The 13,822-nt window shown below is 69.3% G+C and carries 13 protein-coding genes; 7 read left to right on the top strand and 6 right to left on the bottom strand.

The annotated features are described in order from the left end of the window. The coding region (locus tag QM624_RS15010) for an FAD-dependent oxidoreductase (RefSeq protein WP_415093209.1) at positions 1 to 828 on the bottom strand (828 nt) is incomplete at its 3' end. A gap of 45 nt (positions 829 to 873) precedes the next feature. Beyond that, positions 874 to 2,943 (bottom strand): hypothetical protein, encoded by a 2,070-nt coding sequence (locus QM624_RS15005; protein WP_415093207.1) that lies wholly within the window; start codon positions 2,941 to 2,943, stop codon positions 874 to 876. 165 nt (positions 2,944 to 3,108) lie between these two features. On the opposite strand from QM624_RS15005, the gene QM624_RS15000 reads away from it, so the two are divergent. Then, entirely contained in the window at positions 3,109 to 3,561 is a 453-nt protein-coding gene (locus QM624_RS15000; RefSeq protein WP_415093205.1) for a hypothetical protein, read from the top strand. A gap of 33 nt (positions 3,562 to 3,594) precedes the next feature. Here the strand turns inward: QM624_RS15000 and QM624_RS14995 are convergent, their stop codons facing one another. Further along, positions 3,595 to 4,176: an NADPH-dependent FMN reductase gene (locus tag QM624_RS14995; RefSeq protein ID WP_415093203.1), complete on the bottom strand. Its 582-nt coding sequence runs from the start codon at positions 4,174 to 4,176 to the stop codon at positions 3,595 to 3,597. Between the two features lie 82 nt (positions 4,177 to 4,258). Between QM624_RS14995 and ligA the strand changes: the two genes are divergently transcribed. Together ligA and QM624_RS14985 are read left to right on the top strand one after the other, a co-directional pair. Further along, complete coding sequence (gene ligA, locus QM624_RS14990; RefSeq protein ID WP_415093201.1) at positions 4,259 to 6,346, top strand: NAD-dependent DNA ligase LigA; 2,088 nt, start codon at positions 4,259 to 4,261, stop codon at positions 6,344 to 6,346. Positions 6,347 to 6,415: 69 nt separating this feature from the next. After that, entirely contained in the window at positions 6,416 to 6,628 is a 213-nt protein-coding gene (locus QM624_RS14985) for a hypothetical protein (RefSeq protein ID WP_298135022.1), read from the top strand. 235 nt (positions 6,629 to 6,863) lie between these two features. Here the strand turns inward: QM624_RS14985 and QM624_RS14980 are convergent, their stop codons facing one another. Further along, positions 6,864 to 7,484: an ACT domain-containing protein gene (locus QM624_RS14980; RefSeq protein ID WP_298135024.1), complete on the bottom strand. Its 621-nt coding sequence runs from the start codon at positions 7,482 to 7,484 to the stop codon at positions 6,864 to 6,866. Positions 7,485 to 7,725: 241 nt separating this feature from the next. On the opposite strand from QM624_RS14980, the gene gatC reads away from it, so the two are divergent. Genes gatC through gatB form a run of 3 tightly spaced genes read left to right on the top strand, consistent with a single transcriptional unit; the run spans position 7,726 to position 11,017 of the window. Further along, a complete protein-coding gene (gene gatC, locus QM624_RS14975) occupies positions 7,726 to 8,022 on the top strand; it encodes an Asp-tRNA(Asn)/Glu-tRNA(Gln) amidotransferase subunit GatC (RefSeq protein ID WP_415093199.1) in 297 nt (98 codons plus the stop codon). Continuing rightward, the gene (gene gatA, locus QM624_RS14970) at positions 8,019 to 9,530 is read left to right on the top strand and encodes an Asp-tRNA(Asn)/Glu-tRNA(Gln) amidotransferase subunit GatA (protein WP_415093197.1); all 1,512 of its coding nucleotides are present in this window, start codon (positions 8,019 to 8,021) and stop codon (positions 9,528 to 9,530) included. Before gatC ends, gatA begins: the two co-directional genes overlap by 4 nt. Before the next feature lie 5 nt (positions 9,531 to 9,535). After that, positions 9,536 to 11,017 carry an Asp-tRNA(Asn)/Glu-tRNA(Gln) amidotransferase subunit GatB gene (gatB, locus tag QM624_RS14965; RefSeq protein WP_415093195.1) on the top strand — a complete coding sequence of 494 codons (1,482 nt, stop codon included), beginning with the start codon at positions 9,536 to 9,538 and terminating at the stop codon, positions 11,015 to 11,017. Between the two features lie 283 nt (positions 11,018 to 11,300). Here the strand turns inward: gatB and QM624_RS14960 are convergent, their stop codons facing one another. Then, on the bottom strand, positions 11,301 to 11,849 hold the full coding sequence (locus QM624_RS14960; protein WP_415093193.1) for a carboxymuconolactone decarboxylase family protein: 549 nt from the start codon (positions 11,847 to 11,849) through the stop codon (positions 11,301 to 11,303). A gap of 120 nt (positions 11,850 to 11,969) precedes the next feature. Here QM624_RS14960 and QM624_RS14955 point away from each other — a divergent pair, with 120 nt between their 5' ends. Next, positions 11,970 to 12,809 carry a cupin domain-containing protein gene (locus QM624_RS14955; RefSeq protein ID WP_415093191.1) on the top strand — a complete coding sequence of 280 codons (840 nt, stop codon included), beginning with the start codon at positions 11,970 to 11,972 and terminating at the stop codon, positions 12,807 to 12,809. A gap of 12 nt (positions 12,810 to 12,821) precedes the next feature. Here QM624_RS14955 and QM624_RS14950 read toward each other — a convergent pair whose 3' ends face one another. Then, positions 12,822 to 13,787, bottom strand: coding sequence for a hypothetical protein (locus QM624_RS14950; RefSeq protein ID WP_415093189.1), 966 nt, complete (start codon positions 13,785 to 13,787; stop codon positions 12,822 to 12,824). Between the last annotated feature and the right edge of the window lie 35 nt (positions 13,788 to 13,822).

Below are 13,822 nucleotides of genomic sequence, written 5' to 3'. Positions count from 1 at the left end.
GGCCCAGGCTCGCCCGACGGCGGTGGACACGACGGCGGCGTGCCAGGCGTCCGGGTCGCGCAGCGCACGCAGCGCCCTGTCGTCGGCCGTCGCGGCCAGCACGACGGCGAAGCGCCGGCGTCCGGTCGGCAGGGTCAGCAGCGACCACGACGGCTGGTGGGTGAGAATGGGGCCGGCCTGCGGCAGCGATCCGTCCGGAGCCTCGAAGTGGCGGCAGAAGAAGGTCAGCCGAGGGCCGTGGCAGAACTGCTGGGGTGGGATGCCGTAGGTATCGTGCAGCCAGCCGGGCATCGGCGAGTGCCGTCCGGCCGCGTCGATCACCAGCGCCGCGGGCACGTCGTCGTCTTCGGTGCGCAGCCCGCCCAGGCAACGTTCCCCGTGCCGGGCAGGCAGCACTCCGGTGGCTCGGGTCGCGAAACACAACCGGATGTTCGGCTCCCCGGCCGCGAGGTTGCTGAGCACCTGCTCCAGCACCGCCCGGCCGACGGCCACCGTGCCGAACCGGTCGTCCCCGTCGCGCGCCGCGCCGATCGTACCGGGGTCCTGCAGGTGCAGCAGGTTGACCGGACGGGCACCAGCCGTCAGCAGGGCCGGCACCAGGTCGGGCAGGGCGACATCCATCTCGTGGCGCCAGCGCGGCAGCAGCACGTGCGGCAGCCCGAATTGGCTCACGCCGGGCCGGCGCGGCACTGCGGACCCGTTCAGGCTCTGTCGCCCGTCGGCCTCGCACACCGTGACGTGGTGGCCGTCACGAGCCAGCAGCAGCGCGGCGGTCAAGCCGGTGGGTCCGGCGCCGAGAACGGCGATATCGAGCGGTTGCTGAGTCATCGGAAGGCTCCTTCGGTCAGCCCCCACGATGCGACCGATGGGCGCTCACCCTCCAGGCCGGTCCCTGCTCACTTTCTGCTCACTCGTGCTCTGCTCCGTCGGGTTCCGCTCAATCCCGGTCGCGCTGACGGTGCCGACCTCGACCGCCCACAGCACGTCGCAGAGCCGTCGAACCGCCTGGGCGAGGTGTCGCCGGTAGGTGCTGAAGGGCAGATCGAGCAGCTCAGCCGCCGCCTCCTGTGAGGGTGCGCCGCGCAGGTAGCTGCGTTCCAGCACGCGACGATGCTCTGATCCCCGCGGCTCGCTCGACAGCCCGGCGATCGCGGCAACGAGCACATCGGCCAGGACTCCGGGCTCGCGGGTGCCGGCCAGAGCGGTTCCGAGCAGCGGCGAGCCTGCCAGGACGTCGGGACGCCGAAGCGCGGTCAACGCGGCCCGCACGGCCAAGTCGAAGTCGGCACGGCTGAGCGGGGCGGGCTTGAGCAATTCAGCAGGCGGGGGCCCGCTCTCACCGCTCAGCTCGCGCTGCGCCATCATCTCGAACATGCCGTCGACGTCGAGGCGCCGGCGGTCCCAGGCCCAGCCGCCGACCGGGCCGTCGCCCAGGTCGAGGCTCAGCATGTGCCGCATGCCCAGGTACTCGAAGAACGGCCCGTAGTGCTCGGGGGCCGGCGCCACCAGGAACGTCCACGCCGCGGTGTGCCGGCGCCACTCGAACGCGTTCGAGGTGCCACTGACCAGCAGCATCAGCGGATCGGTCAACTGTCCCTCGACGCCACCGAACCGGTTGACGTGAATACGTTCGCCGGGGCGCAGCGCGCCGTGAGCGTCAACCAGGTTCCAGATCGTGGTGGCGACCGGGTCGGCGAGGTCGTCCGGCGCCGCGTCGAGGTAGCCGTGATAGGCGAAGGCGCGTGGGCCGCCCGGAACGACGATGCGGTAGCCGCTGCCGGTGACGTCGGCGAACCATCGCGCGGCCAGCCGGGCGGTCCGCTCGCCCTGAGTTCGTTCCACGAGGTCCAACATCCAGCTGTGATCGGCGGCGGTGGCCCGCTCCACCGGCGGCACCGTTGCGGACGGCAGGTCGGCGACGTCGCGGCCGAGCGGACTGCGCCGGTGCAACAACAGGATCTCGGTGGCCGCCCGTAGCGAGTGCGGCTCGCCCCGATCGTCCACGCGCTGTGCGAAGTACTCCCGAACCGTGCGGTGCAACCCGACGTACGCCTCGGGCGAGCGATGCCGGAACTCGGCCTCGAAGAGCCCCCGGACCACGTCGTGCAGGTACAGGCCGAACGGACCCTGCCGCACGTAGGGACGCGCCGCGAGCCAGGCCCAGACCGGCTCGGCATCGTCGCCCACGGTGCGCCGCAGCAGGTCCTGGGTCGCCTGCGCCGCATGCGCGCAGGTGGCCAGGCCGAGGCGGTGGGCCGGGGTGGGTACGTCGTCCATGATCCGGGCACAGAGCCGGCTCACCACGTCGGGGGCGTCGGCGAAGTCGGCGAGCCCGGGCCGCCGCCGGCTCGCCTCGGCGAGCAGGACCAGCACCAGTGGATGACCCGTGGACAGCCGGATCAGCTCGCTGCGAGCCGCTGGCGGCACTCCGAGCCCGCCGAGCAGGCTGGCGCTATCGGCCGCGTCCAGGGGTTCGAGTTCATGGGTCACCGCCAGCGCTCGCCAGCCGGCGTCCAGCAACCAGCCGTCGGACGGCGGGGCGCGTCCGGCCAGCACGGTCACCGTCTCGGACGGCAGCGCGGGCAGGAAGACGGCCCGGAACCACTCGTCCAGTGGCGCCAGCAGTTCGTAACCGTCGATCAGCAGCAACGCCGGCATCTCGGCGCGTGTGGCCGGCTGGTACCAACGCATGACCGAATCCACCGAACCGACCACGTCACGGGCGTCCAGCCGCAGAACGGTGCGGGTCGCAGCGTGACCCACCCGTTGTGCCGCGTCGAGCAGCGTGGTCTTCCCGATGCCGCCCGGGCCGTGTACGAGGTGCACCCGGTGTGGCTGGATGCCGTCGACCGAATCCTTGATGGCCGCCAGCGGGGCCGCGCGTCCGACGAATCCGGCGGCGCGATGCCGCTCCAGACGCTCGCCCCAGGCCGCGTCAGACACGGACGGCGTCCGGCGGGTGCCGCGCGATCCCACCGCCGAGGACGGACGTCGGCGTGCCCATCGGGCCACACTATTCGCGGCCCGCCCGGGTGTCGATGGGCCGGGACCGGTCACGCCGCGGGACGCCTCGGCCCGTTGGTCCGTCGTCTGCCTATAGTCGCCCGCATGATCATCTGGCGTGGCTGGGGAATTCTGGCGATCCTGATCGGCGGTCTCGCGGCAGGGCTGGGTTCGGCGATCTCGGTGGTGAATCCGGCGCTGAGCCCGATTTTCATCGGCCTGATGCTGATCGGCGGCGGTGTGGGCACCTGGTTCCTCGGTGACTACCTCAACCAGAAGCGACCGGTGGCCGAGTTCGACGGCTGGTATGCCCGCCGCCGCGAGGAGGTCGCCGCCCAGGTGCGCGGCGGGGCGTACAACAATGTGCCCGACCCGCAGCGACCCGGACAGCTGGCCGACCCCTGGGCGGTCGGTGAGTACGTGCTGAAGCAGGAGAGTGCGAAGGTCCGTGCCGCGCTCACCAACCGGCATTCACTGTTCTTCGTGCCGCTGCAGTACCTGGGCTTCGTGATGGGTGGCATCGGCATCGTGGTGATGGTGGTCGGCCTCTTCCGCTGAGTGCGCGGCCGGTTGGCGATGCCCGGACCGGCGTCACACCTCCCAGTCGGACGAGTAGCTGCGGGCCCGCAGCAGCTGAGCGAGTTCGACGTGTACCCGGAGGGTCTTCTCCAGCCGGTAGCCGCGATCGTCCGACAGTTGGTCGTCCACCCAATCCCGGCCCGAGACATAGCCGACGTACGGGTTGATGATGCACTTGAAGTCCGCCATCAACGACTGACCGATCGAGGTGGTGGCCATGTAACTGTGCGGCAGTCCCGCCGCGCAGACGAATGTGACGACCTTGTCGAACCACGCCGCCGTGTGTTCGCCATCTCCGGTGGCGCCGGTGGATTCGATGAGCCATTTGACGGTGGCTCCCGGTGCCCAGTTGTAGATCGGGAAGGACAGCACGATCCCGTCCGCCGCGCGGATCGTCTCGTGCAGTCGGGCGAAGAGTGCGGTGTCGAAGACCCGGTCATTGTCGAACGTCGGCAGTCCGGTGGCGGCCAGGTCGACCAGTTCGGTGTGGTGGCCGGCTTCGCGCAGCAGCGCCACTGAGGTGACGGCGAGTTCACGGCTCTTGCTGCGAGGGTCCAAGCTGCACGAGAAGACCGGGAGAACCAGGGCCGACACGCGAACACCTTACCGAAGCGGTTGTCAGCGGCTGACAGGTGCACCGGGCAGAACTGTCAGACCCGGACGATAGATTTCCACCGTGATCGCAGACGACATCCGTGCCCGGCACGCCGCGTTGGCTCAAGAGATCGAGGAGCACCGCTTCCGGTACTACATCACGGACGCCCCGACGATCAGCGACGGCGACTTCGACGTCCTGATGCGCGAGCTGGAGGCGATCGAAGATGCGCATCCCGAACTGCGCACGCCCGATTCGCCGACGCAGAAGGTCGGCGGTGCGCCGTCCGCCACCTTCGCGCCGGTTACCCACCTGCGGCCGCTGATGAGTCTCGACAATGTGTTCTCGCACGAGGAGTTCGAGAAGTGGGCCGCCAGGGCCACCAAGGAACTGACCGTCACCGCCTGGCTGTGCGAGCTGAAGATCGACGGGCTCGCGCTCGACCTGGTCTACCGGGGCGGACGGCTGGCCAGCGCGGCCACCCGCGGCGACGGCAGGGTCGGTGAAGACGTCACCGCCAACGTGCGCACCATCGCCTCCATCCCGGCCCGTCTGACCGGCGACGTCCCCGACGTCGTCGAGGTGCGCGGCGAGGTGTTCATGCGCCCCGAAGACTTTGCGCTGCTCAACGAGGGGCTGGTCGCGGCCGGCAAGGCGCCGTTCGCCAACCCGCGCAACTCGGCGGCCGGGTCGCTCCGGCAGAAGGACGCCCGGGTCACCGCGTCCCGCAACCTGCAGTTCCTCTGCCACGGGCTCGGCGAGGTGTCCGGTGTGACGATCGACAGCCAGTCACACGGCTACGAACTGCTGGCGACCTGGGGCCTGCCGGTCTCGAGCCACTACCGGGTGGTGCCGACCATCGAAGATGCCTGGGGCTATATCGACCACTACGGCGAGAACCGGCACGGTGTCGAGCACGAGATCGACGGCGTGGTGATCAAGGTCGACGATCGCGAGCTGCAGGACCAGCTGGGCAACACCTCCCGGGCACCACGCTGGGCGATCGCCTTCAAATACCCGCCCGAAGAGGTCACCACGAAGCTGTTGGAGATTCGGGTGAACACCGGACGCACCGGACGGGTCACGCCGTATGCGGTGATGGAGCCGGTGTTCGTGGCGGGTTCGACGGTCGAGCAGGCCACCCTGCACAACGCGTCCGAGGTGAAACGCAAGGGCGTGTTGATCGGCGACAGCGTCGTGCTGCGCAAGGCCGGCGACGTGATTCCTGAGGTGGTCGGCCCGGTGGTGGCGCTGCGTGACGGCACCGAGACGGAATGGGTGATGCCCACCCACTGCCCGTCCTGCGGCAGCGAACTCGCCCCTGAGAAGGAGGGCGACGCCGACCTGCGCTGCCCGAACACCCGTTCGTGTCCCGCGCAGTTGCGCGAGCGGCTGTTCCATCTGGCGTCCCGGCAGGCGCTCGACATCGAGGTACTGGGTTGGCAGGCGGCCGATGCGCTGCTGTCGGCCGGGCTGCTGACCGATGAAGGCGACCTGTTCGCCCTCGACGCCGACCAGCTGATGCGCATTCCGATGTTCACCCGTGGCCCGCGCAAGGGCGAAGATCCGCAGGGCCGCTACCTGTCCGCGAACGGCGAGAAACTGCTGGCCAACCTCGAGGAGGCCAAGCACCGGCCGTTCGCCCGCTTCCTCGTCGCGCTCTCCATCCGGCACATCGGCAAGGGGGTGGCACCCGACGTCGCCGCCGCCTTCCCCAGCATCGAGGCGCTGCGCGAGGCGTCCGAAGAAGAGCTCGGCGCGGTCGAGGGCATCGGCCCAACCCTGGTGGCGGCGATCCGCGACTGGTTCACGGTCGAGTGGCATACCGAGATCGTCCGCAAATGGCAGCGGGCGGGTTGTGAGCTGTTCGATGAGCAGGCCGAAGCCGCCGAGGGGTTGCCGCAGAACCTGGCCGGCCTGTCGATCGTGGTCACCGGGTCACTGCCCGGCTACACCCGCGACAGCGCCGCCGAGGCGATCACCTCGCGGGGTGGACGGTCCGCGGCGTCGGTGTCGGCCAAGACCGACTTCGTCGTGGTCGGCGAGAACGCCGGCAGCAAGTACGACAAGGCGGTCGCGCTGAAGCGTCCGATCCTGGACGCCGATGGCTTCGAGGTGCTGCTCGCCGAGGGTCCGGACGCCGCCCGCGCCGTCGCCAAGGAATCCTGAGATCCACGTCGCCGAGTTGTCGATTCGGCACCCGCCCGGACGACTCGACGCCCGACTAGACTCCACGACGTGGAGGGCCTCAACAGCAACCTGAATCTCAATGCCGGCGCGCCGCCACGGGTGTGGCCCAAGCTGGGGGAGTGGGGACCGGCCGAGGTGCCGTCCACTCGACAGAAGAAGCGGCTCCGCTGGTGGGTGTCGCTGGGTTTCGTGGGGGCCGCCGCTGTGCTCTTCGCCTACGGCTGGTACATCTTCACGATGATGAGCGGCGGAGCCGGCTGAGAGTGGCCGGCGGTTGCATCGACGCCGTTACCTGCCACCGACACAACCGCCACCTCGGCCCCCATCCTCGGTGGCCGGGCGAACATCAACACTTGATCGGGAATGGTGCCGCATCAGCGGCACGGATTCCGTCATCAACTGCGATCTGCGGCGCAAAGCGCACACAATGCCGCCCGAACCACTTGCGACCTTAGCAGAGCTAGGTTCAACCCATTGGGTGTCGGTGAAATCGGCGTCAGCCCGTCAGTGCAGCCAAATGCCGTAACCGGGCGAGTTCCGATTTGATGAACGCCGGGCCACCGGTGCGGGCCAGGACCAGCGCCGACCGGTTCTTCAACGGCGCCGCCGCCAGCAACATCTCGGGCCAGCCCGGCAACCATCCTTCGTCGACCTCCACGTAGCCGGAGGAGTTGAGATGGGCCAGCGGATCGAGCGGCAGCCGGTCCACCTCGGGGGCCATCGCCGTCCGGTCGAGCACTCGGCCGTCACCGCTGTCGATCTGTGCGGCCCAGTTCACCCGGAACACGGTGGGAGCGGCCTGGGTCAAGATGGAGGCCGCCTCGGCAGGGTTCTCGGTCATCTCGTCCAGCACGGCCACATCGGCCTGCAAACCCCAGCCCTCCGGATAGTGCGAGAACCACAGCACCGAGACGTCCTCAATCGTGGTGCAGGCCGTGATCAGTGCATCGGGCAGAGTGCCCACCGGCACCTCCACCATGAAATCGTCCACCGCGAAACCCGAGTGCTTCTCGACGATCTCGACGGCTTGAATGTCGGCGCCGACGGTGCCGAGGGCAGTCGCTACGGCACCCAGCGAACCGGGTCGGTCGGGCAATCCCACGCGCAGCAGAAACACGCTCTATTGTCCCGCATATTTGTTACAACCGATGGAGTCCCGCGCCTGAGGAACGGATTCGCCGGGCACCGTGGTCGGGGCCTCCGATCCGTCGGCTCGCCGTTAGAGGTTCCGCAGGTAGGGCTGTCGAGTTGGGCGTCGTTCCAGTGCTCAGGTGCGTGCTGGGACGACGGCCAGCCGACTGTCGCCTACCTGCGGAACCTCTTAGGATGGGCGGTCGGACGAGAGCGAGGAGCATCTGGTGGCCCTGACCACAGCCGAGGTGGCACGCCTGGCGGCATTGGCCCGAATCGAGTTGTCAGATGAGGAGTTGGCCCGACTGGCCCCGCAACTGGACGTGATCCTCGACGCGGTCGCGCAGGTCACCGAGGTGGCCGGCGACGACGTCCCGCCGATGTCCCACGCGCTCCCGTTGACCAACGTGTTCCGTGCCGACGAGGTGCGGCCCTCGCTGCCGGTCGAGCAGGTGCTGGCCGGCGCCCCGTCCGTCGAGGACGAGCGCTTCCGGGTGCCTCGGATCCTGGGGGAGGAGCAGTGAGCGAGTTGCTGCGGGCCAGCGCCGCGTCCCTGGCCGAGCGGATCGCCGCCGGTGAGGTGTCGTCGCGCGAGGTGACCCAGGCGCATCTGGACCGGATCGCCGCCGTCGACGGCGAGGTGCACGCCTTCCTGCATGTCGACGGCGAGCGTGCCCTCGCCGCCGCGGACGCGGTGGACGCTCGACGCGCCGCCGGCGAGGAACTGGGCCCGCTGGCCGGTGTCCCGATCGCCGTCAAGGACATCTTCTGCATGACCGGCGCACCCACCACGGCCGGCTCACGCATCCTCGAGGGCTGGCATCCGCCCTACAACGCGACCGTCACCCAGCGCGTCCTGGACGCCGGGCTGGTGGTGCTCGGCAAGACCAACCTGGACGAGTTCGCAATGGGCTCGTCGACCGAGAACTCGGGCTATGGACCGACCCGGAACCCGTGGGATCACGACCGTATTCCGGGCGGCTCCGGCGGCGGTTCCTCGGCGGCTTTGGCCGCGTTCGAGGCGCCGTTGGCGCTCGGTACCGACACCGGCGGCTCGATCCGGCAACCGGCGTCGGTCACCGGCACGGTCGGGGTGAAGCCGACCTACGGCGGCACCTCCCGCTACGGGGTGATCGCGATGGCGTCCAGCCTCGACCAGCCCGGCCCTTGCGGGCGCACCGTGCTGGACACCGCGCTGCTGCACCAGGTTATCGCCGGCTGGGACCCGATGGACTCCACCTCGGTCAACGCCCCGGTTCCGGACGTGGTGGCCGCCGCCCGGCAGGCTGACGTGGCCGGCATGCGGATCGGCGTGGTCAAGGAACTCGGCGGCGAAGGCTACGCGCCCGGCGTCGAACAGCGTTTCCGTGAGGCACTGGACGCCCTGGCCGGGCTGGGCGCCGAGATCGTCGAGGTGTCCTGCCCCAACTTCCGTTACGCGCTGGGCGCCTACTACCTGATCATGCCCAGCGAGGTTTCCTCGAACCTGGCCCGCTTCGACGCCATGCGCTACGGCCTGCGGGTCGGCGACGACGGCACGGCGGGCGCCGAAGAGGTGATGGCCCGCACCCGCGGCGCCGGCTTCGGCGACGAGGTGAAGCGGCGGATCATCATCGGCACCTACGCGCTGAGCTCCGGCTACTACGACGCCTACTACGGCTCGGCGCAGAAGGCCCGCACCCTGATCGCCCGCGACTTCGAGACGGCCTTCGAATCGGTGGACGTGCTGGTCTCGCCGTCCACGCCGACCACGGCGTTCCGGATCGGTGAGCGCACCGACGACCCGCTGGCCATGTACGCCGCCGACCTGTGCACCATTCCGTCCAATATGGCGGGCAACGCAGCGGGTTCGTTCCCGTGCGGGCTGGCCGAAGAGGACGGCCTGCCGGTCGGCTTCCAGGTGATGGCCCCGGTGCTCGCCGACGACCGCGTTTACCGGGTCGGCGCGGCTCTCGAAGGTGCGCTGCAATCTCAGTGGGGTGGCCTGCTGACCGACCAACTGTGGACGCGGGAGAACGGGGGAGCGCTGTGACGCTGATGGCCTACGAAGACGTGCTCGCCGCCTACGATCCCGCGCTGGGTCTGGAGGTGCATGTCGAGCTGAATACGGCGTCCAAGATGTTCTGCGGCTGCTCGACCGCGTTCGGCGCCGCGCCGAACACCCAGACCTGCCCGGTCTGCCTCGGCCTGCCCGGCGCGTTGCCGGTGGTGAACGCCAAGGCGGTCGAATCGGTGATCCGGATCGGCTTGGCGCTGAACTGTTCGATCGCGAAATGGTGCCGGTTCGCCCGGAAGAACTACTTCTACCCCGACATGCCGAAGAACTTTCAGACCTCGCAGTACGACGAGCCGATCTGCTTCGACGGCTGGACCGAGGTCGAGGTCGACGGGGTGACCTACCGGATCGAGATCGAGCGCGTCCACATGGAGGAGGACGCCGGCAAGCTCACCCACGTCGGCGGCTCGACCGGCCGCATCCAAGGTGCCGAATACTCGCTGCTCGACTACAACCGGGCCGGCGTTCCGCTGATGGAGATCGTCACCAAGCCGGTGCTGGGCACAGGGGCGGCCGCACCGAAGGTGGCCCGCGCGTACATGACCCAGCTGCGCGAACTGCTGCGCGCGCTCGGCGTCTCGGACGTCCGGATGGAGCAGGGGTCGCTGCGCTGCGACGCCAACGTGTCGCTGGCGCCGTCCGGTTCGGACATGCTGGGCACCCGTACCGAGACCAAGAACGTGAACTCGTTGCGGTCGGTGGAACGTGCGCTCACCTACGAGATCCAGCGGCAGGGCGAGGTGCTGGCCTCGGGTGGACGCGTCCATCAAGAGACCCGGCACTGGCACGAGGACGACGGTTCGACCTCGCCCGGACGCTCCAAGGAACAGGCCGAGGACTACCGCTACTTCCCCGAACCCGACCTGGTGCCGGTGGCGCCGGCGCCGGAATGGGTGGAGGAACTCCGACTCACGCTGCCCGAGCCGCCCGCGCAACGGCGCCGTCGGCTGGTCGCCGAGTGGGGCTTCACCGAGCTGGAGATGCGGGACGTGCTGGGCACCGGCTCACTCGACCTGATCGCCGAAACGGTGGACGCCGGCGCGACGCCCGGCGCGGCCCGCAAGTGGTGGTCGGGCGAGCTGGCCCGCCGCGCCAACGCCGCCGGCGTCGAGCTCGAGGACGTCGGCATCACCCCTGCTCAGGTGGCGGAACTGCAGACCCTGATCGAGGCCGGCACGATCAACGACAAGCTGGCCCGGCAGGTGATCGACGGCGTGCTGGCCGGCGAGGGTTCGCCGTCCGAGGTGGTCGAGGCCCGCGGCCTGGCCGTGGTGTCGGACGACGCTGCGCTCACCGCTGCGGTGGACGCCGCGATCGCAGCCAACCCTGACGTGGCGCAACGGATCCGGGACGGCAGGGTGCAGGCCGCCGGCGCGCTGATCGGCGCGGTGATGAAGGCGATGCGCGGCCAGGCCGACGCAGGCCGCGTCCGTGAGTTGATCCTGGAGCGGCTCAGCGCCTGAGCCACGTGCGCCGTCATCCCGCGGGCGTCGTCATCCCGGCGGACGCCGGGATCTCTACCGACCAAGTGCGCCGCGCCGGAGGATCAACGCAACCACCGCTGGTCGAGCTTTGTCGAGACCTCGCATGTGGTTTCGACAAAGCTCAACCAGCGGCAAGGGGTTTCGACAAGCTCAACCAGCGGTGGCATGTGGTTTCGACAAGCTCAACCAGCGGTGGCAAGGGGTTTCGGCAAGCTCAACCGGCGGGGGCAAGGGGGTCTCGAGAAGCTCGACCGGCGGAGACCTAGTCGGCGTCGGCCAGCAGCGGCACGGCTGGGAAGTCGACCGGGACGTCCAACGCGATGTTGATGTAGTTGGTGAACAGGTTGAGCGCGACCTGGGCGATGGTTTCGACGATCTCGCCGTCGTTCCAGCCGTGGTCACGCAGCCGCTGGATGTCGTCGGCGTCGACCGCACCCCGCCGGTTGACCAGGGCCACCGCGAACTCCAGCAGGGCCCGGACGCGGGGATCGTCCACCTCGGTGCCTTGAGCGGCCCGCAGCTGCTGCTCGCTGACGCCGGCCTTCAACCCGAGCACGGTGTGGGCGGCGAGGCAGTAGCGGCAATTGTTGCGGTCGGCGACCGCGACCGCGATCTGCTCGCTCACGGCTGCACCCAAGGCGCCCGTGGAGAACGCGCCGAACGCTGCCCACATGGATTGCAGCGCCGCCGGTGAATTCGCGACGGCGCGGAACATGGCGGGCACGGTGCCGAACGCGGCCCCGATCCGATCGAGGCTGGCTCGGCGCTGTCCGTCGGTGGTGCTGGGGTCGACGAGAGGAACTCGGGACATGGGATCTCCTTTTCGTTGGACGCCGCTTCCGATGCGGCCTGTTCCCACTCTGGCCGGACGGGTTGGACGTTGTGGCACGGATAGTCCGTATTAGTTGTCTGATCGTCTAGCATTCCGTCCATGGCACCCATTGATCGGCTCGATGATCTGCTGGTGAGGTTCACCGTGCGGGCACGCCAGTTCCACACCGGTCCCTTGTGTGGCCGGCGCCGGTTCGAGGCGGTCGCGGGGCGTGGGTTCCTGCACATCCTGCGGGCGGGCGAGCTGACCATCTTCGACGGCCCGGACGGCGCACGCCGGCTGGTCGCCGAACCGAGCGTGCTGTTCTACCCGCGCAGCCACGACCATGTCTTCCAGACCGAGGGCATCGGCGTCGATCTGGCCTGCGCGACGCTGGAGTTCAGCGGCGGCGACGACAATCCACTGGTCAGGGCACTTCCCGACGTGGTGACCGTGCCGATCGCGGAGGTCGCTGGGTTGGCCGGATCCCTGGAGTTGCTGTTTGACGAGATCGACGACTTCCGGTGCGGACATCGTCACGTGGTCGATCGGCTGTTCGAGATCACCCTGATCAAACTGCTGCGCTGGCTGCTCGATCACTCCAAGGACGCCGGCCTGCCGCCCGGACTTCTGGAAGGTATGGCGGATCCCCAGCTCGCCCGCGCACTGACCGCCATGCACGCCGATCCGGGACACCCGTGGACGCTGGCCGAACTCAGCAAGGCCGCGCAGATGTCACGCAGTGCGTTCGCAGCGCGGTTCAACCAACTGGTCGGCAGCACGCCCCACGACTACCTGACCAGCTGGCGCATCCTGGTCGGTCAGCAACTGCTCCGTCGCGGTGATCCGGTCACCCGGGTCGCCGCCGAGTTGGGCTACACGGGCAGCTCGTTCTCGCGGCTGTTCACCCAGCGAGTCGGCAGTTCACCGCGGGCCTGGCTGGCGACGTCCGAGCGCTGAGCAGTCTGGTGCTCAGTCCCCGGTCCGCGAGGTCAGCAGCCAGCACAGCGGCAGGTCGGCACCAGCCCGGTTGAGCGCCGGATCGACGGTGAGTCCGAACCGCTGGTCCGATGCGAGCTTCACCAGGGTGTCGAGCGGGACCGGAAACGCCCTGGTCTTGGGGTTCGCGTGATAGCTGGCATGCGCGATCTCGAGTTGCCCGCCGGGGATCGGACGCGTGATCCGCACGGTCGCCGGATACTCCTCGGGTACGTCGAACTGCCAGGAGATGGTCAGCTCGCCGCGCCGCTCGCAGACGTCCATGCCCTTGCAGCCGTAGGTCTCGGGACGCACCTGGGCGGTCACCTTCTCGCCATCGCCGGAACCCAGGTAGACGGTGCCGCTCACCGCCGCCTCGGTTCGTGAACTGTCGCCCGCTGCACAAGTGCCTTGGACCCGTTCGGCCAACAGCGCAACCAGTGCCTGCGGCGTGACCTGCTCGGTGGCTTGGCCCGTCGCGGGTATCGCCGGCAGCAGCTCCGCTCGGGGCGCGGCCTTGCAGTCCGGGTCGTCACGCCACGACGTCGCCGGCGCCTGCGGTGTCGCGGTCGTCCCGAGACGGGGATCCTGGGCGAGCGCGATCAGCTTCCTCACGGACTCGGACAGTTCTCCGGTCGGGGGAGTCTTCGGCGCCGGGTCGTCGCCGGCCAGGGTGGCAACCGCGACGCCGCCGGTGCGGACCGACGCCACGTAGACCGTTCCACCAGGGTTCCAGGCCAGCCGCACACCGTCGCGTTCGACGCACTTGACCACGCGCTCGTTCTCCCAGAAGCACGTCGACTCGCCGGTCGCCCAGTCGGGACCGGGCCCGAATGCCAGCGATACCCACCACTCAGGTACCCCCGGCGTCGCGGCGTGCACGACGATACCGGTGGGAGCGTCCTCGGTGCTGCTGTCGGCATACGCGCCGAAACCGACCCCGAACTGCTGCTCGGTCAAGGCGGCGAGACCTCGGGCGGTGACCGGAGCCGATG

Source organism: Micropruina sp. (assembly GCF_047606365.1).
Lineage (GTDB): Bacteria > Actinomycetota > Actinomycetes > Propionibacteriales > Propionibacteriaceae > Micropruina.
The sequence above is the reverse complement of the archived record's forward strand: the minus strand, read 5'-3'. Positions and strand labels throughout refer to the sequence as shown.

Coding starts and splice junctions, on each gene's coding strand:
- QM624_RS15000 (WP_415093205.1), top strand. CDS start 3,109: ATGATCATCTGGCGTGGCTGGGGAATTCTGGCGATCCTGATCGGCGGT.
- gatB (WP_415093195.1), top strand. CDS start 9,536: ATGGCCTACGAAGACGTGCTCGCCGCCTACGATCCCGCGCTGGGTCTG.
- QM624_RS14960 (WP_415093193.1), bottom strand. CDS start 11,849: ATGTCCCGAGTTCCTCTCGTCGACCCCAGCACCACCGACGGACAGCGC.
- QM624_RS14955 (WP_415093191.1), top strand. CDS start 11,970: ATGGCACCCATTGATCGGCTCGATGATCTGCTGGTGAGGTTCACCGTG.